This is a genomic window from Flaviramulus aquimarinus (assembly GCF_039543205.1).
Classification (GTDB): domain Bacteria; phylum Bacteroidota; class Bacteroidia; order Flavobacteriales; family Flavobacteriaceae; genus Flaviramulus_B; species Flaviramulus_B aquimarinus.
The window spans coordinates 273876-292105 of the sequence record NZ_BAABJH010000007.1 but is presented as its reverse complement, the minus strand read 5'-3'; the positions used below and the strand labels follow the sequence as shown (position 1 = coordinate 292105).

The following is an 18230-nucleotide window of genomic DNA, read 5'->3' as shown; positions in this document are numbered from 1 at the left end:
TTTAAATCTATACTAATTTTATCATCTAAAACTTACATGTGTATTGTTGTCATTTCCAAACTATTAATTTAATCTCAATTGGTACTAAATTTTAAAAAAAACAAAAAAATCATAATAAATTGATAATGAGATAGTTATTAATTTTTACAAAAATTATATTTTTAAATATATGTATTTCATCGATTTTTTTTGCATTTCATAGACCTTTACTCTATGTTTGCGTAAATAATTAGTCCCCAAACTAAAAATTTAACCACCTATGAAAAAGGTTTCTACGCTTTCAAACTATATTCTATTAGGAATATTTTTAAGTGTTTGTGCGCTCTCAACAGCACAAGATTTCAGAATACAAGAAGTCCAAGATGATGTTGCCAATGATGGAACTGCTGAAGCTAGTGGATACGCTGAAGTGACTAACATCACTACAGGTTTTACCGCTGTTACTTCTACAGCTAGCGCCTTTGCTTTACCATCAAATAACAGAAAAACACACGGAGGACCAAGCGGCTCTACTGCCGTTAGAGAAGGTGATGATATGGCAGGCGCTCGCGTTTTAACAGCTGGAAATACGATTACATATTATCGCGAGGCTGGTTCACAATTAGAAACTACACGATTTAATACTACGCTTTGGGAGTATACAGGTACAGTTGGAGGTAATAATGAATTTATTGTAAGAGAGCGTTTTGCGGTTGACTTAAATGGAGGTACTTATACTTCGGACGAACTTATTTCTGCTAGTATAACAAATAAAGACAAATGTATTCCTTTTATAACAGGAATTATGAATGATTCTGCAACTGATAATGCAGATTCTGGAACTGCCATTGCCTATTTAACAAGTAGTACCAACCTAAGAGTGGAAAAAGGAGGAACTAACACCCCTAACGTTAGAGTATATATAACATTAGTGGAATTTACAGGATCAAACTGGACCGTTCTACATGGCGATTCTGGAAATGTAAGTGCAGAAACAGGTACAATTACATTAAATGATGATTCTGATGGATCTTCTGGAACAGCAACTGATGTTAGCGATTGGGCTAACTCAATAATTTTCTCACAACATAGAGGCGATACCGCAACAGGCGGATCTAATGATGCCCACGGTGATAACTGGCCGTCAACAAACAAAGGTAGTGATGACAGAAGTGTAGACTGGACGTTTCATACCGCTCATGATTCTGATGGCACTAACAGACATTTTGTACATATTTTAAATAACAGCGATGTTACTGTAACCAGATTTTCTGATGCTACAGTAGGCAATGCTACAGTTGATATTACATCTGCAGGCTTAACTGACGTGAGTCAATCTATGATTGTTGGTTCAACATATCATAGTGGTACTGGGCAAGGTTACGGTAGAGGATGGAGAAACTATAAAATAAATACATTGACACAAGCCGAGTATTGGTCTGCAAGAGTTGGTGGTAGCGGTGCAACAGTTGGCAATGAATTACAGATAATAGATTTTGCTACCTCACCAACACAAACTGTAGGCCCTGGAGGTATTACCACCAATTTAGAACTATGGTTAAAAGCCGATACTGGTGTAGAGCAAGCTGCAAGTGTTGCTGCTGTAAATAATGACCAAGTTTTAAATTGGTTAGATAACACAGTCAACACTAATGATGCCACTCAAACAACAGGAGTTAACAAACCCATATTTAAAGACAACACTATAAACTTTAATCCAACCGTAGATTTTGATGGTACCAGCCATGAAATGGCTGCTAGCACTGCTACCAATGATGAAATTACCATTTTTGCTGTTGCAGAAGGGACATATAGTTCAACAAAAAGCTTAATAGACTTAGATAATGCTGCTAATGGTTCTGTTTATGTAGAGCAAACGGCTGCAACTACATTTCAAGGGAGTTATACGGATAGTGCTTCATCTACATCTGGTGTAGTCAGTAATGATTTAACCGCAACTACTAGTGGAACACCATACTTGATTAATTACAGACATTTAGCAGCAGATAAAAGTAGATTACTTATAAATGGTAATTTACAAACTGTACCAGGTGTTAATACCAATGCAAATACACTTTCCGGAAATTTTACCGCTGGTATTGGAGCCGACCTATCATCCTCTTCAACCCGATGGGATGGTGGTATTGCAGAAATGATTGTCTATAATTATAAAGTACCACAAGCTGAAAGATGGCAAATAGAATCCTATTTAGGTATAAAATACGGAATAACAATTGGTGTAAATGGTACATCCCAAGATTATGTAGATTCTGATAACACCATAATATGGGATCAATCAGACGATGCTGCTGCCTTTAACTATAATGTTACTGGTATTGGGCGTGACGACACTTCAGAGTTAAACCAAAAGCAATCAAAAACTATAAATACAACTAATGATATTACTGTTGGTATTAAGGACATTGCAACTAATAATAGCTTAAATACCAATACCTTTTTTGCAGACAAAACCTTTTTAATGTGGGGTCATGATGATGGTGGAACTTCAACTGCAGCCGATATCACAAAAGACTTTAGTGCTGGCACAAGTATTACAAGTAACGCTAGTGTAACACCAATTACACAAAAATGGAAAATGGTTGTTACAGATTCTGTGCCTACTATAAAATTATCTATTCCAGAATCTATGGTGTCTGGAACTAATGCTGGAGGAGAAGATTATGTTATGATTGTTGCAGATGATGCTTCATTTACAACAAATGTAACCTCTGCTACTATGGAAGATGTTGGATCAGAATTAGAAGTGGATTTCTATTTTGAAGGCACTAAATTTATCACTTTTGGTTCAACTACTGAAATTGACCTAGGAGATCGATCTGTGTTTTTTGATGGATCAGATTCCTATTTAACAGCTGGTGATGTAAATGACTTAGCCAATATGGACTATACCATTAGTGCCTGGGTTAGACGCGATTCCTTAAAAATGGATATCGTTTCTAAACGTAATTATTTTCATGAAGCCCCAGGTCCACCATCAGAAACTTATACGCATGGCTATGCCTTTAGGATTAATTCAACAGGGCAGTTTAGAATGGTATGGAGAGACCCTGTTGATGCTACAAATAATATTATGCAAACTGATGCTACGATTCCTTGGAACGAGTGGCATCATATTGCTGCGACCTATAATTCATCTGAAGGCCTCCTTGGCACAACTAGGCTATATATCGATGGTATTCTTGAAGATACAGATGACACATTAGATCCAATAGACACACCATCTGATGCACACTTTATGATAGGTGCCGCCCATCATATAAAACGACAACAACGGGCCAAAGGTAATATAGATGAAGTTCGTGTTTGGAATGTTGCGCTATCATCAGATCAAATACGATATATAATAAATCAAGAAATAGAAAAAAACAATATTTTAGGAACCGACTATGCAGATGGCAAAGTTATACCAACATCCATTACCAAAAATGAAATAGTACCAATTCCCTGGAATAATTTAATTGCCTACTACCCTATGAGTACTCAAGTCTTTGGGAGTATTAAAGACGAATCAAATAGTGGCAACGATGCTTCCATGATAAATTTTGATGGTATTGATACACAAACAGCACCACTACCTTATGTATCAACACAAGATGGTGCTTGGGACACCTCTGCTACCTGGGTAAATGGTGATGTGCAATACCTACCTGGTGTAGACACCTATCTTGTTCAAGAAGAAACTATTGATTATAACATTGTACAAATTAATCATGCTGTTACCATGGAAAATAAAGATACATCTCTTATTCCTGCTGCAAATAATGATAATAGAACGGTATTAGGATTAATGATAAATAGCGGTGGAGATTTGGAAGTTGTTGGTGATACCTCAGCTGGTGAAGGTAATGCACTTACAGTATCCCATTATTTAAAAATAGATGGAACACTTGATTTAGAGGGAGAATCTCAATTAATTCAAACTACAGACAGTGATTTTGATACCACAAGTACTGGTACTTTAGAAAGAGACCAACAAGGCACATCAAGTACTTATATTTATAACTATTGGTGTTCGCCAGTAGCTCCAACAAGTAACGGTAGCTATACACTACCCGATATAATTAATAACGTAAGCTTTTTAACCTCAGGGTACAATGGTACTACAGCACCTGCAAATGCAGACTATTGGATTTGGAAATATGCCAATTTAACTGCAGACACATACTCCCTATGGCAACATGTAAGAAGTACGGGGTCATTATTAGTAGGTCAAGGCTTTACTATGAAAGGACCAGGCACCGTAACAACAGATCAAAACTACATACTTCAAGGACAACCAAATAATGGCGATTTTTCCTTATCAATAGCAGCTGGAAGTGACTACCTAATAGGAAATCCATATCCTTCTGCCCTTGATGCAGATGAATTTATAAAAGACAACATAAGTGCTGCAGATGGCGGTAAAGCGGGTAACACTGACAATGTCATCAATGGTGTTTTATATTTCTGGGATCATTTTTCAGACAATACACATAAACTAGCAGAATACGAAGGTGGCTATGCAACCTACACCTTAATGGGTGGTGCAGTTGCAGTAAATAATGATGTTAGAATTAATTCTGCAGCAGGAGGCTCTGGAACAAAAGAACCAGAACGCTATATTCCTGTTGGCCAAGGCTTTTTTGTGTCAGCTATTTTAGATACCGATGTTACCGGTAATGTTAGCCCAGTAGATGGTGGTACTATTCTTTTTAAAAATAGCCAAAGAGTTTTTCAAAAAGAAGAAGTTACAGTAGACAACACAGGTTCCGTATTTACAAAATCCACAAAAAAAGGTAATGTAATCAAGAGTAAAGCAGTAGACACTAGACAAAAAATAAGACTAATGTTTGATTCTCCTAAAGGATACCACAGACAACTATTAGTTGGTGTAGATCAAAATGCATCTAACGATTTTGATTTGGGGTATGATGGCCCTTTAAACGAATCCAATAAAGAAGATATGTATTGGAAATTAGGACCTGAAAATTTAGTTATTCAAGCCGTTAACAATTTCAACCCTGATCAAATATTACCATTAGGCATGAAAATAGCTAAGAATGGCCTTGCTACTATAAGAATTGATAAACTTGAAAATGTAAGTGATTTAGATATTTATATACATGACAAAGAACTTAACGTTTACCATAATTTGAACGAAAGTAGCTATCAATTATCTTTAGATTCAGGTGAGTATCAAGACCGTTTTGAAATAACATTTTCAAATCCTCAATTACTAAGTACCGATGACGTATTAAATGACAATTTAGAGGTTTATTATTCTAATGAAAAAGAACGTATTATTATTAATAATCCAACCTTAAAGCACATACAATCTATAAAAATGTATAGTATTTTAGGGCAATTAGTTTTAGAATCCAATATAAATTCTAATGAAAACTATTTAGAAATAAGTAAAAAACAAATTCATACAGGAATTTATATCATTAAATTAAAATCAGAAAACAGTATCATTTCTAAAAAAGTACAAATACATTAATATTACCTAAATTCTATTCTATTTACAATATTAATCATGCTTTAATAAAGCCTTGAATTTCATTCAAGGCTTTATTATTATACACTTAATCGTATTTTTAACACACTTTATCGTGTTTATCCAAAATAAAAGTGTATATTTGTCCTACATATTGTTAATCAATACTATTTGATGAGCAAATATTTAGTCCCAAACTAAATAACCTATTTATGAAAAAACTTACTGTAAACTCTGTATGGGTATTTGCATTTATACTTTTTACAATAAAAAGTACAGCTCAACTACACGCCCCCCCAAGCTGTGGAGAAAACTTCACACTAGATTGGTCATCAACACCCGTTGCATCAAATGAATTCAACTGGTTATCAGCTGGTGCCTTATCAAATACATTTAATAATGTTGATGATTCAGGTATAGACTTTACCGTAACCTTTACAGGAGAAACTAGCACCCTAGGAAGCTGGGGAGGTAGCCAAACACCAAAAGTTGGTACTTCGGCAACGGGTTCAACCACTGAAAGTTTAGATATTAAAACTAATGGATTTAATGCAACGGGAATTACCTGTACCATTACATTTAGCTCTCCAATTTATGCCTTATCATTTGATCTATCACATGTAAATTCAAATGGAACAAATGGAGACATGTACACCATAACAGCGCAAACAACTAATGGCGATACTATTTATCCAACATTTACGAGTTCGGCAACACCTTCATATACTGTAAATAATACAACTGGAGTAGTAGATGCCAATGCGCCTTCAACAAGTGGTACAAATGCCATGGTTGGTGTTAACTTTTTAGACCCAGACTACATAACCAGCGTTACTTTTTTATGGCAAAACTGTTCAACATGTTCAAATTATGCAGTACACGGTTCAGGTTTAGGTAATTTTAGTTTTTGCATACCACAAACTCTAGATTTTGATGGCACAAATGATTATATAAACCGATCAGCATTTTTAGGTGGCAAATTAGAAACGACCATGATGTCTTGGATTAAATTAGATAACGGATCCGACGGCGGTGAAATTATGGGACAACGCAACTTTAGGCTCTATGTAGATTCAAATAAACATATAAATGCATTTGTTAGAACCAATAATTCCATTAGCACCTCTAGTACAAATTCAATAAATACTCTATTGAGTACTAACCTTTGGTATCATGTCACAGTAAAATATGATGGTAATACTGGATCTATTGATCTATATCTCAATGGAAACAATGTTTGGTCCTATACCGATGCTTCATTAGTAGGCACTACACTTAATAACGAATCCACTTGGAATTCTGACCATGATTTTGAAATTGGCAGAAATACAGAGTTAGACAATAATTATTTTGAAGGTTCTATTTATGAAACTCGAGTTTATAACAAAGCTTTAACTGAAGACCAATTACAAAAACAAATAAATCAAGAAATTGAAAATAATTCTGGTAATGTTAGAGGCACTGTTATTCCAAAAGATATAGAAGGTTTATCATGGAACGATTTAGAGCTCTATTATAAAATGGGAGTTATTGAGACAGGATACACACCTGATGATTCCAATACCAATGTAGATGGTAAACTCAATAATATGAGAACGTATCAAGAATACACGGCTCCTTTGCCATATACCACAACATCATCTTGCGACGGCAATTGGACCAGTTCAAGCAATTGGGTTCATGGAGATGTATGGGCTATTTGCAGTAACCCTCCTGAATCTGCTATTGTTCAAATTAAAGGCAACATGCAAGTAAACACAAATACAAGAACCATTGGATTAATTGTTGATAGCGGAAGCAAACTGGAAGTTAATGGCGATTCTGGTTTATTTAATTCTTGGTATTTAAAACTTGATGGCGATATTGATTTAGAAGGCGAGTCGCAATTAATTCAAACTGAAGATAGTACTTTAGACCCCACAAGTTCTGGAACCTTAGAAAAAGACCAACAAGGAACTGCCGACACTTATACTTACAATTATTGGTCATCACCGGTCGGAATGCCTAATAACTCAACCAACAATAACAGTTATAGCTTACCAGATATTTTTACCAATGTATCCTTTTTAACATCCGGATACAATGGCATACCATCTCCTATTCAAATCTCTGATTATTGGATTTGGAAATTCGCCAACAAACTAAGTGATAATTATGCTTCATGGCAACATGTACGCAGTACTGGCTCATTACTTATTGGTGAAGGTTTTACCATGAAAGGCCCTGGCACAGGTTCAATCAGCACACCTCAAAACTATGTGCTTAGAGGTAAACCAAATAATGGAAACATTAATTTAACCATTAGTGCGGGTAATGATTACTTAGTTGGTAACCCTTACCCTTCCGCTATAGATGCACATCAATTTATTACAGATAATGGTCCAACTATTGCTGATGCTGACGTTGGCCCAAATATAAATGGAACATTATATTTCTGGGAACATTGGGGTGGAGGCTCACACGTATTAGCTGAATATCAAGGTGGATATGCCACTTATTCATTGGCCGGTGGTGTACCAGCAGCTTCAAAAGGAACAAACGACCCAGATGTAGGTACAGGAGGAACACCTACCAAAACACCAGGACGCTATATACCTGTTGCACAAGGCTTTTTTGTTACTGCCGAAACTGGAGGTACCATACAATTTAATAATGGTCAGCGTGTATTTCAAACCGAAGATGGCAGCAATTCTGTATTTACCAAATCAACAAAAACTAAAAAATCAAATACAACAAATTCAGATAAAAGTCTGGATACCAGAATGAAATTAAGACTTGGTTTTAACTCCATAAACACCTTACACAGACAAATACTAATTACTGTAGACCCAAATTGTACCGCTGGCTATGACTGGGGTTATGACTCAAAATATATTGACACTCAAGAAGATGACATGTATTGGATGATTAATAATGGAAAATTTACCATTCAAGGTATTAATGACATTAATGAGCAAACTATTATTCCAATAGGTATTCACACAAAAAAACCTGGCTATAACAGTATTACCATTGATAAATTAGAAAACACACCTGAAAGCTTAAAAATCTATTTACATGATAAAGAATTAAGTATTTATCAAGATTTAAAACAAAACCACTACGAAACTTACTTAGAAGCTGGACATTATTTAGATCGTTTTGAAATCACCTTTTCTAAATCGCAAACATTGACTGTTAAAGACATTGATAATTTACAGATTGAAGTGTATTTCTCTAATGAAAAAAATAGTATTGTTATCAATAACCCTAATTCAGAAATGATTGAGTCTGTTGAAATGTTTAACATACTTGGGCAATCCTTATTTAAATTTGAAATAAACGCTAATGACAAGCATTTAAAATATAATGCTAGCCAAATTAAAGCGGGTAATTATATTATAAAAATCGAAACTGAATACGGAATCGTTTCTAAAAAAGTATTAATAAAATAGTTAGTTGAGTTAGTTTTTAGTTAATCAGATCCCCAAATCTACTTTTTACTTAACTTACTTCAAGTCCTGAATTGACGTTCAGGACTTTTTTATTATAGAAATCAAAGCTTCTAATGTTACTGTATCTTGCGTTCCAGAAATCATCTGCTTTAGCGTATAGGTATTAGATGCTATTTCTTGATCACCAACCAACACCACAAACGGAATAGCTCGCTTATTAGCATGGTTCATTTGTTTTTTCATTTTAGCAGCATCGGGATACAATTCGGCATGAATCCCTTGTAAACGTAATTGCTTAATCGCTTTTAGGCTAAACAAGGCTTCTTTATCACCAAAATTTATAAATAAGGCTTCAACATTCTTACTAACCGTTTCTGGAAACAAGTCCAATTCTTCAAGCACTAAATAAATTCTATCCAATCCAAAACTTATACCAACACCACTAACATGTTTCATTCCAAAAATACCTGTTAAGTCGTCGTAACGACCACCTCCGCCAATAGAACCCATCTTTACTGTTTTTGGAGCAGCGACTTCAAAAATAGCACCTGTATAGTAGTTCAATCCACGAGCCAATGTAACGTCTAATTGTAAGACTGTTGTCGATAAACCTAATTCACTAATAGCATTATTTATAAAGGCTAATTCCTCAATACCTTTTTGCCCCTCTTCAGATGTGTTTAGAATATTTTTTAAACTTTTTATTTGCGATTCAAAAGAACCCGACAATGTAAATAGAGGTTGTAATTTAGAAATACCAACTTCCGAAATACCTTTAGATAGCATTTCCGCCTTTACCTTCTCCTCGCCTATTTTATCCAACTTATCTAAAGCAACTGTGAAATCAATCAATTTGTCACTTGCTCCAATAACCTCTGCAATACCTGAAAGTATTTTTCTGTTATTGATTTTTATGGTAACCCCTTCTAAGTTTAATGCTGAAAAAACCCTGTCATATAATTGAATAAACTCGACTTCTTGCCAAAGCGATTTACTTCCAACCACATCGGCATCACACTGATAAAACTCTCTAAAACGTCCCTTTTGTGGTCTATCTGCACGCCAAACCGGCTGGATTTGGTAACGTTTAAACGGAAATTCTATGTCGTTCTGATGTTGTACAACATAGCGAGCAAAAGGCACAGTTAAATCGTAACGAAGCGCTTTATCGGATATTGAAGATGTTAACTTATTAGAATTCTTTTCAGTATAAGCTTGTCCATTAGCTTTTGATAAATAATCCCCAGAATTCAAAATCTTAAAAATCAAACGATCCCCTTCATCACCATATTTCCCCATTAAGGTATCCGAATTCTCAAAACTCGGAGTTTCAATAGGCTGAAATCCAAAGGTTTCAAAAGCACCACGAATGGTATTAAAAATATAGTTTCGCTTTGCGACTTGCTCTGGATTAAAATCTCTGGTGCCTTTTGGAATGCTTGGTTTTTGAGCCATAATATTACCTGCAAAAGCAAGTATCTTTTTAAAATTATTAAATGTTTCTCTTCAATATAGATTCCACATCATGATAATACTGAAACAATTGTATGATGAGGAATGACAAAAATAATAGTTTTAATTGAAAATAGATTCCTCTCTTACTGAAACCTGTTCATAACAAGTTGCAGGATTATTAAAACTTAATTAATCAGATTATCAAAATAGATGTATAAATCGCCTTTTGTAATGACGGCACCTTGTTCTATCATTCTAAACTTATCTAAGTTTTTATCATCGGTATACTCTTTATCAGCCTGTAAAAATTCAATATTTTCATCCATTAAATTTTCCCTTAACCAATTGTAGCCTTCTTTAGTTGTTATATCCACATCGTTTTTAATATTAATAACAATAGCATGCATTTTATCTTCACCTAACTGAAAGAGATACATATGCTTTGCAGAAATATGTTCTAAATATCCAGCTTTATTTAAAGCGCCTTCCCAGATTAAATCACTAAACACATCCAATTCCATTTCTGCTAGATCTGGTTTGTTCGCTTTTAAATTGGTCCACTCGTCATGAGTTATAGACTGGGTTGCTAAAAAATTAATAAATTCTTGATGTAATTCCTCAAACTGTTCTTTGGTAAGTCTGCTGTATTTCATTTTATTTGAATATAAAATTAGTTTTCAACAAAAAAACCGTTTAGAGGATATCTAAACGGCTTAGTAATTTTTTAAAATTTGAAATTAGTTTGCTTGAGCAATAACTTCAAATGGTAAATCAACAGATACTTCTCTGTGTAAACGTATTACGGCATTATATTTACCTAAACGTTTAACATTTCCACCAGCTACTGTGATGAATTTTTTATCTATTGCTTGTCCTTCTTTTTCTAAAGCAGCAGCTAAATCAATATTGTTTACAGATCCAAATAATTTGTCACCTGACCCCACTTTAGATGCTATCTTAATTTCTAATGCTTTAATTGCTTCAGCAATATTATTAGCATCATCAACTATTTTCTTTTCTTTAAAAGCGCGTTGCTTTAAGTTTTCTGCTAAAACTTTCTTTGCAGAAACCGTAGCTAATATAGCTTGCCCTTGAGGAATTAAAAAGTTTCTACCATAACCGTTCTTAACCGTTACAACATCGTCTTTAAATCCTAAATTTTCAACGTCTTGTTTTAATATAAGTTCCATTGTTATCGGTATTTTATTTTAATAAATCTGCTACATAAGGCATTAAAGCTAAGTGACGTGCTCGTTTTACAGCTACAGCAACTTTTCTTTGATACTTTAATGATGTTCCTGTTAAACGACGTGGTAAAATTTTACCTTGCTCGTTTATAAAACGCATTAAGAAATCTGGATCTTTGTAATCAACATACTTGATTCCAGATTTTTGAAACATACAATATTTAGCTTTCTTGTTTGTATCAATATTTAAAGGCGTTAAATATCTAATTTCACCGTCTTTTTTTCCTTTTGACTGTTGTTCTATTGATGACATAATTAAGCTTTTTGTTTAAGTTTATCTCTTCTTCTCTCTGCCCAAGAAATGGCATGCTTATCTAAAGCAACCGTTAAATGACGCATAAAACGCTCATCACGTCCAAATTCCACTTCTAATGGGTTAATAACCTCACCAGCTACCTGATATTCAAATAAGTGATAAAATCCACTTTTTTTGTTTTGTATTGGATAAGCTAACTTTTTTAGCCCCCAATCTTCTTTTGATACCATCTTAGCGCCGTTAGAAACAAGAAAATCTTCATATTTCTTTACTGTTTCCTTTATCTGATCTTCAGATAAAACGGGATTTAAGATGAAAACAGTTTCATAATGATTCATAAAAATCGTTTTTATTGTTAAAAATTGGCTGCAAAAATAATTAATTTCTATATATTACACAATATTATAAGGCCAAATTTTGAACACAAACCATGGTAAACAAAAAGTGTTAAAATTATGTTAAATTAAGCAGTTTACCGATGATTTTTGGTTTTTAGCCGAATTTTTTGTACTATTGTCGATATCTTAACCGAAATAATATAAAATGTTATGACTTTAAACTGTGTAGTAGTAGACGATTCAGCAATACAACGTCTCTCTATTGTTAAGTTAGTAGAGAATCACCCCTCTCTCAACTTAATTGCAGAGTACAGTAGTGCTTTAGAAACTAAAAATGGTTTAAATACGCATCAAGTAGACTTAATTTTTTTAGACATTGAAATGCCAGTGCTAAATGGATTTGAACTTTTAGACGTATTAAACAACAAACCCCAAATTATTTTTGTAACCGGTAAAACCGAATATGCTTTTAAAGCATTTAATTACGACGCTACCGATTACTTGCATAAACCCATTACAAGAGAACGTTTTAATACCTCTGTAGATAAAGCCTTAGAGCAGCATAGACTGACTTTAGACTTTAACGAGGAAGAAGGCGAGCATATTTTTGTAAAGAGTAACCTTAAAAAACGTAAAGTTTATATTAAGGACATTAAGTGGATTGAAGCCCTTGGTGATTATGTAAAACTTGTTACAGAAGAAAACAGCTTAGTAGTATTATCTACAATGAAATCTTTTGAAGCTGAATTACCTGAAGGTAAATTTTTAAGAATCCATAAATCATATATTGTAAATCTTGATAAAATTGACAGATTTAACAGTAAAAATGTTGAAGTTGGTGCTTATGAAATACCTTTAAGTAGAAACAAAAAGACTCAACTTGTTGATGCTCTAAATAATATTTAAAAGCATAAACTAAATTAAATAATACCGCTCTTGTAGCGGTATTAATCCAACAAACACAACTTATGTACGTCTGTTGACTTTCATTTGATGTGTTTTACTAAAAGTTATCGACATTTAAAATTACTTTAACCGACCGAAAATCTTTTATACTCTGGAAGCTATTATTAATTTTAATAATAGCTTCTTTTGTTTTTGGTAACGATTGTTGCTTTGGAATTTTTACTAAAATATTTTTATGAAATTGATTTCTAATTCTAGCTATTGGTGGTGATTCTGGACCTAATACATAATCTTTAAATAGTTGCCTTAACGATTTAGCGTACCAAATCGAAGCTGTTTCTACCCGACTATAATCCTTATGTTTTAATGTGATTTTTATTTGCTTAAACACTGGAGGGTATTTAAAATTATACCGATCATTCATTTGCTCATTAAACATATCCATATAACTATTGGTAGATACTTGTTGCAATATATTATGATGTGGATTGTAGGTCTGAATCAATACTTTACCACGTTCTTCAGTACGCCCTGCCCTACCCGACACTTGTAACATGAGTTGAAAACTGCGCTCGTGTGCTCTAAAATCAGGGAAGTTTAGCATATTATCAGCATTCATAATACCCACCAACTTTACATTTCTAAAATCCAACCCCTTCGTTAGCATTTGTGTGCCAACCAAAATATCAATGTCGCGCTGCTCTAAAGCTGTGATTATTTTTTCATAGCCATATTTTCCACGGGTGGTATCCAAATCCATTCTCGCCACTTTATAATCTGGAAATAGCAGTTTTACTTCTTCTTCAATTTGTTCTGTACCAAAACCTTTGTTATCTAAATCTTGACTTCCACAAGCCACACAGTCTTGCATCATTGCAGAATTATAACCGCAATAATGGCAGCGTAATTGGTTCCTGTATTGATGATAGGTTAAACTCACATCGCAGTTAGGGCACTGTGGTGAATGCCCACAGGTTTTGCACTCTATAATTGGCGAAAACCCACGTCTGTTTTGAAATAAAATTATTTGATGTCCTACTTTAAGCGTTTCGGTCATGTCTTCAATAAGCCTATCGCTAAAATGTCCTTTCATGCATTTCTTTTTAAGCTTATCTTTAATATCCACCAATTCAATATCCGGCATCAAAACATCATTATATCGCTTTGTTATTTCTACAAGTCCATATTTATTTTGCTTGGCATTAAAATAACTTTCTAAACTTGGCGTAGCAGAGCCTAAAAGAGTTTTTGCACTGTGCATATGCGCTAATACAATTGCTGTGTCCCGTGCGTGATAACGTGGTGCTGGATCAAATTGTTTGAAAGATTGCTCATGCTCTTCATCAACAATAATTAAGCCTAAGTTATTAAAAGGTAAAAAAATAGATGAACGTGCTCCCAATACTATTTTTGCTTTTGGGGACTTATGCAAAACGTTATTCCAAACCTCAACACGCTCATGGACTGAATATTTAGAATGAAAAACAGCCACCTGTTCTCCAAAGTAATTCTGAAGCCTACTAACCAATTGGGTAGTTAAGGCTATTTCTGGAAGCAGATATAAAACTTGTTTGTCTTCTTTTATAGTATCTTCAATAAGCTTTACATAAACTTCGGTTTTTCCAGAAGATGTTACTCCATGAAGCAAAGTCGTATGGTAAGTTTCAAAAGCTGTTTTTATTTCACTTAAAGCTGTTTTTTGATACTCATTAAGATTCTTGGTGGCTTCATTTTCATCACCCGAGTACTGAACACGATCTGTTTGGATATGATATTCTTCAAGAATATTCTTACCTATTAGTGCTTTTATAATGGATGAAGATGCACCACTTACATTGACCAAGTCCTTAACTTTCACAGGCTTTTTTGTAGTGGCAGAAACCGAAAACAAAGTCATTATAACCTCGCGTTGCTTTGGTGCTCTACTTAAATCATTCAACAATTCTTGAAGTGCTTTTTCCGAAGAAAAATGAGCATGTAATTTTACATATCTAACTAATTTTGGTTTGTACTTTTCATAAACCTCCTCCTCAACCGAAATAGCTTCTTTTTCAATAAGTCTTTTAATTACTGGGAACACATTCTTTTTATCAAGAATGTTAGAAATATCATGAATCTTTAAAGACGATTGATGGTGTAAGGCTTCAAAAACCAAAAACTCATCATCTTTTAAAATAGATTCATCAATGTTTTTTAAGTTATTTTTAGAAACCACAGTTTCACTTTCTAAAATAAAAGCACTTGGTAATGCAGCTCGCATAACATCTCCCAATGTACACATATAATAACTAGCTATCCATTGCCATAACTGTAATTGTTTTTCACTTACAATAGGTTTGTCATCTAAAATTTGCTGAATCTCTTTAGCCTCATATACCCTTGGTTTCTGATTATGTATATTATAAACAATACCTGTGTATATTTTAGATTTCCCAAAAGGTACAGCTACGCGCATACCGACTTTTAAAAAATCAGATTCAGATGCGGTTATACTATAAGTAAATAACTTTTTTAGAGGAATGGGTATTATAACATCAATAAAATATGCCATAAACTAGTATGTTTTTCGTAGTTTGTTCAACGAGGCATTTAACTCATAACCTAAAAGTAAAATATTGGCATTAAGCCATAAGTAGAATAAAAGAATTAGTAAAGCTCCAATAGAACCATAAAGCTTGTTATACTGACTAAAATTTTCAATATATATACCAAACAAATATGATGTTAAAATAATTAGAAAAGTGGTAAATAAAGCACCAATTGAAAAGAAATTTGAGTGCTTACCTTCTTTTGTTCCAAAATAATAAAGTGTAGCTGTTGCTATGTAAACCATTAGTATGAAAAAGGCATATTTTGAAAATAGAATCCATGCTATTCCAGAATCGGACTCATCTATAAGCTTACCACTAATACTTTCATACAAAGGTGTAATAATATATATTTGAAAATACCCAAATACCCCAACTGTAATAATAAGCAACAAAGCCAAAATAATAGCAACTCCCAATGCGTACAACCATTGCTTAAACACGTTACGAACCAATTGTTTATGATAGGAATGTTCAAATCCTGAAAACACAGCATTAACTCCATTGGTCATTAAGATAATTGATAAAATGAATATTGATGATAGTAAACGCCCTTGTTTACTTGTACTAATATTATTAAAAATATTTTCATTAAAAAATTCTGATGTCTGAGGCGGTAAAAAAGAATCTAAAAAAGCCAAGAACTCAGTTTGAAAATTATCAAAAGGCAATACAGGAATTATAATTATAATAAAAAGTAAAAAAGGAAAAATAGCTGTAAAAAAACTAAAGGCAATAGCACTAGCTCTTGTTGTTACAGCTCCTTCAACAATACCTATAATATACATTTCAAGAAGGTCGTATATAGAGAGGCCTTCAAACCCAGGTAATTTTATTCTTTTAAAAAACCGCACCAAGACATTAATCACAGGGATTTTTTCAAGCTTGTCTTCAATAGGTTTGGTCATTAATAATTTGCATTTACGATTTACTGCAAAGCTATTAAAATTAAGATTGTCTTTTTAAGTATAAAACAGCTATTATAAAGTATTCAATAAATTACTTTATAGCTTTTAAACTTAAATCCATATTATGTACAGAATGTGTTAAGGCGCCACAAGAAATATAATTTACACCACATTCAGCATAATGTCTTATTGTTGTTTCATTTATGTTACCTGAAGATTCGGTAAGACATTTATCGCCTATTAATTTAACAGCTTTTCTGGTATCTTCATAATCAAAATTGTCTAACAGGATTCTATAAACACCATCGTTATTTAAAATTTCCTCAACTTCAATTAAATCTCTGGCTTCCACCATGATTTTCAAATCCTTTCCTGTTTCTTTTAAATATTGCTTTGTGGTTTCAATAGCTCTGGTAATTCCACCTGCAAAATCTATATGATTGTCTTTTAACATAATCATATCATATAACGCAAATCTATGATTTTCGCCACCACCAATTTTTACCGCCCATTTTTCCAACACACGAATACCTGGTGTTGTTTTACGCGTATCTAAAATTCTAGTTTTGGTGCCATCTATTAAATTAACAAACATTCTGGTTTTGGTAGCAATGGCACTCATGCGTTGCATAGCGTTTAAAACAGTGCGCTCAGCTTTTAATATCGATTGCGATGATCCTTCAATGTACATAACAACATCGCCAAAAGTAACCTCAGTCCCGTCTTCAATACGGACATCTAATTTTAAATTTTTATCAACATATGCAAAGACTTTTTTAGCAAAATTAACACCGCCTATAACACCTTTGTCCTTTACCAAAATTTTAGCTTTTCCTCTAGCATTATGTGGAATACAAGCTAACGAACTATGGTCACCATCTCCAACATCTTCCCTTATGGCATTAGAAATTATCATCTTAACTTCCGTGTCAAATTGCTCTTGTGTAATCATAATTTATTTTTGGTTTGCAACAAAAATAAGAAATTGATTTACTAAATTATATTTTACATTTACGAATTTTATAATTTTTTGTTATTTAAATACATTATTCATAACTACTAAACAGTAATTTTGCTTTTATGACTATTAAACTTATTGCCATTGGAAAAACTGATAACAAACAACTTACAAGCCTAATTGATGATTACACAAAACGCTTAGGCTATTATATTAAATTCCATTTAGACATTATTCCTGATATAAAAAACAGCAAAAATTTAAGTGAAGTGCAACAAAATAAAAAGGAAGGTGAACTTATTTTGAAAAAACTAAACACCAATGCTATTTTAATCTTATTAGACGAAAATGGCAAACAAATGGATTCTGTTGGATTTTCATCTTACTTACAAAAGTATATGAATTCTGGAATTAAGGAATTGGTATTTGTTATTGGAGGCCCTTATGGTTTTTCTGAAGATATGTACAAAAAGGCAAATGGAAAACTATCTTTATCTAAAATGACATTTTCACATCAAATGATTCGTCTCTTTTTTATTGAACAGTTGTATCGCGGATTTACTATTTTAAAAAATGAACCTTATCATCACAGATAAGATTTCAGTCCTAGTGTAGAGTTGTTGTTGTAAAATATAAAAAGATGACTAAAAACTAGTTTTTAGTC

General features: G+C 33.3%; 12 protein-coding genes. 4 read left to right on the top strand and 8 right to left on the bottom strand.

What is annotated here, in order from left to right; translation table 11 throughout:
• Positions 1–259 precede the first annotated feature (259 nt).
• Positions 260–5479, top strand: coding sequence for a DUF8202 domain-containing protein (locus ABD941_RS14580; protein WP_345274872.1), 5220 nt, complete (start codon positions 260–262; stop codon positions 5477–5479).
• A gap of 209 nt (positions 5480–5688) precedes the next feature.
• Positions 5689–8910 carry a LamG-like jellyroll fold domain-containing protein gene (locus ABD941_RS14575; protein ID WP_345274871.1) on the top strand — a complete coding sequence of 1074 codons (3222 nt, stop codon included), beginning with the start codon at positions 5689–5691 and terminating at the stop codon, positions 8908–8910.
• A 78-nt stretch (positions 8911–8988) separates the two neighbouring features.
• Here the strand turns inward: ABD941_RS14575 and hisS are convergent, their stop codons facing one another.
• The 5 genes from hisS to rpsF form a co-directional block, all read right to left on the bottom strand.
• Positions 8989–10365 (bottom strand): histidine--tRNA ligase, encoded by a 1377-nt coding sequence (gene hisS, locus ABD941_RS14570; protein WP_345274870.1) that lies wholly within the window; start codon positions 10363–10365, stop codon positions 8989–8991.
• A 185-nt stretch (positions 10366–10550) separates the two neighbouring features.
• Positions 10551–11018 carry a DUF6495 family protein gene (locus ABD941_RS14565; RefSeq protein WP_345274869.1) on the bottom strand — a complete coding sequence of 156 codons (468 nt, stop codon included), beginning with the start codon at positions 11016–11018 and terminating at the stop codon, positions 10551–10553.
• A gap of 84 nt (positions 11019–11102) precedes the next feature.
• A complete protein-coding gene (gene rplI, locus ABD941_RS14560; protein ID WP_345274868.1) occupies positions 11103–11555 on the bottom strand; it encodes a 50S ribosomal protein L9 in 453 nt (150 codons plus the stop codon).
• 13 nt (positions 11556–11568) lie between these two features.
• Positions 11569–11868: a 30S ribosomal protein S18 gene (gene rpsR / locus ABD941_RS14555; protein WP_345274880.1), complete on the bottom strand. Its 300-nt coding sequence runs from the start codon at positions 11866–11868 to the stop codon at positions 11569–11571.
• Positions 11868–12206 carry a 30S ribosomal protein S6 gene (gene rpsF, locus ABD941_RS14550; protein ID WP_345274867.1) on the bottom strand — a complete coding sequence of 113 codons (339 nt, stop codon included), beginning with the start codon at positions 12204–12206 and terminating at the stop codon, positions 11868–11870. The genes rpsR and rpsF overlap by 1 nt, the downstream gene beginning before the upstream one ends.
• A 210-nt stretch (positions 12207–12416) precedes the next feature.
• Here rpsF and ABD941_RS14545 point away from each other — a divergent pair, with 210 nt between their 5' ends.
• A complete protein-coding gene (locus tag ABD941_RS14545; RefSeq protein WP_019388305.1) occupies positions 12417–13112 on the top strand; it encodes a LytR/AlgR family response regulator transcription factor in 696 nt (231 codons plus the stop codon).
• A 97-nt stretch (positions 13113–13209) separates the two neighbouring features.
• Here the strand turns inward: ABD941_RS14545 and priA are convergent, their stop codons facing one another.
• From priA to nadC, 3 genes are all read right to left on the bottom strand, one after another.
• Positions 13210–15663 carry a replication restart helicase PriA gene (gene priA, locus ABD941_RS14540; protein ID WP_345274866.1) on the bottom strand — a complete coding sequence of 818 codons (2454 nt, stop codon included), beginning with the start codon at positions 15661–15663 and terminating at the stop codon, positions 13210–13212.
• Positions 15664–15666: 3 nt separating this feature from the next.
• Positions 15667–16608, bottom strand: coding sequence for a YihY/virulence factor BrkB family protein (locus ABD941_RS14535; protein WP_345274865.1), 942 nt, complete (start codon positions 16606–16608; stop codon positions 15667–15669).
• A 91-nt stretch (positions 16609–16699) separates the two neighbouring features.
• On the bottom strand, positions 16700–17560 hold the full coding sequence (gene nadC, locus ABD941_RS14530) for a carboxylating nicotinate-nucleotide diphosphorylase (RefSeq protein WP_345274864.1): 861 nt from the start codon (positions 17558–17560) through the stop codon (positions 16700–16702).
• A 128-nt stretch (positions 17561–17688) separates the two neighbouring features.
• On the opposite strand from nadC, the gene rlmH reads away from it, so the two are divergent.
• Complete coding sequence (rlmH, locus tag ABD941_RS14525) at positions 17689–18162, top strand: 23S rRNA (pseudouridine(1915)-N(3))-methyltransferase RlmH (protein WP_345274863.1); 474 nt, start codon at positions 17689–17691, stop codon at positions 18160–18162.
• The last annotated feature ends 68 nt before the right edge of the window (positions 18163–18230 follow it).

Bases quoted from the DNA above. Each gene is read 5' to 3' on its own strand.
- ABD941_RS14580 (WP_345274872.1), top strand. From the start codon at position 260: ATGAAAAAGGTTTCTACGCTTTCAAACTATATTCTATTAGGAATATTT.
- rplI (WP_345274868.1), bottom strand. From the start codon at position 11,555: ATGGAACTTATATTAAAACAAGACGTTGAAAATTTAGGATTTAAAGAC.
- rlmH (WP_345274863.1), top strand. From the start codon at position 17,689: ATGACTATTAAACTTATTGCCATTGGAAAAACTGATAACAAACAACTT.
- nadC (WP_345274864.1), bottom strand. From the start codon at position 17,560: ATGATTACACAAGAGCAATTTGACACGGAAGTTAAGATGATAATTTCT.
- priA (WP_345274866.1), bottom strand. From the start codon at position 15,663: ATGGCATATTTTATTGATGTTATAATACCCATTCCTCTAAAAAAGTTA.
- hisS (WP_345274870.1), bottom strand. From the start codon at position 10,365: ATGGCTCAAAAACCAAGCATTCCAAAAGGCACCAGAGATTTTAATCCA.
- ABD941_RS14565 (WP_345274869.1), bottom strand. From the start codon at position 11,018: ATGAAATACAGCAGACTTACCAAAGAACAGTTTGAGGAATTACATCAA.
- ABD941_RS14535 (WP_345274865.1), bottom strand. From the start codon at position 16,608: ATGACCAAACCTATTGAAGACAAGCTTGAAAAAATCCCTGTGATTAAT.
- ABD941_RS14545 (WP_019388305.1), top strand. From the start codon at position 12,417: ATGACTTTAAACTGTGTAGTAGTAGACGATTCAGCAATACAACGTCTC.
- rpsF (WP_345274867.1), bottom strand. From the start codon at position 12,206: ATGAATCATTATGAAACTGTTTTCATCTTAAATCCCGTTTTATCTGAA.
- ABD941_RS14575 (WP_345274871.1), top strand. From the start codon at position 5,689: ATGAAAAAACTTACTGTAAACTCTGTATGGGTATTTGCATTTATACTT.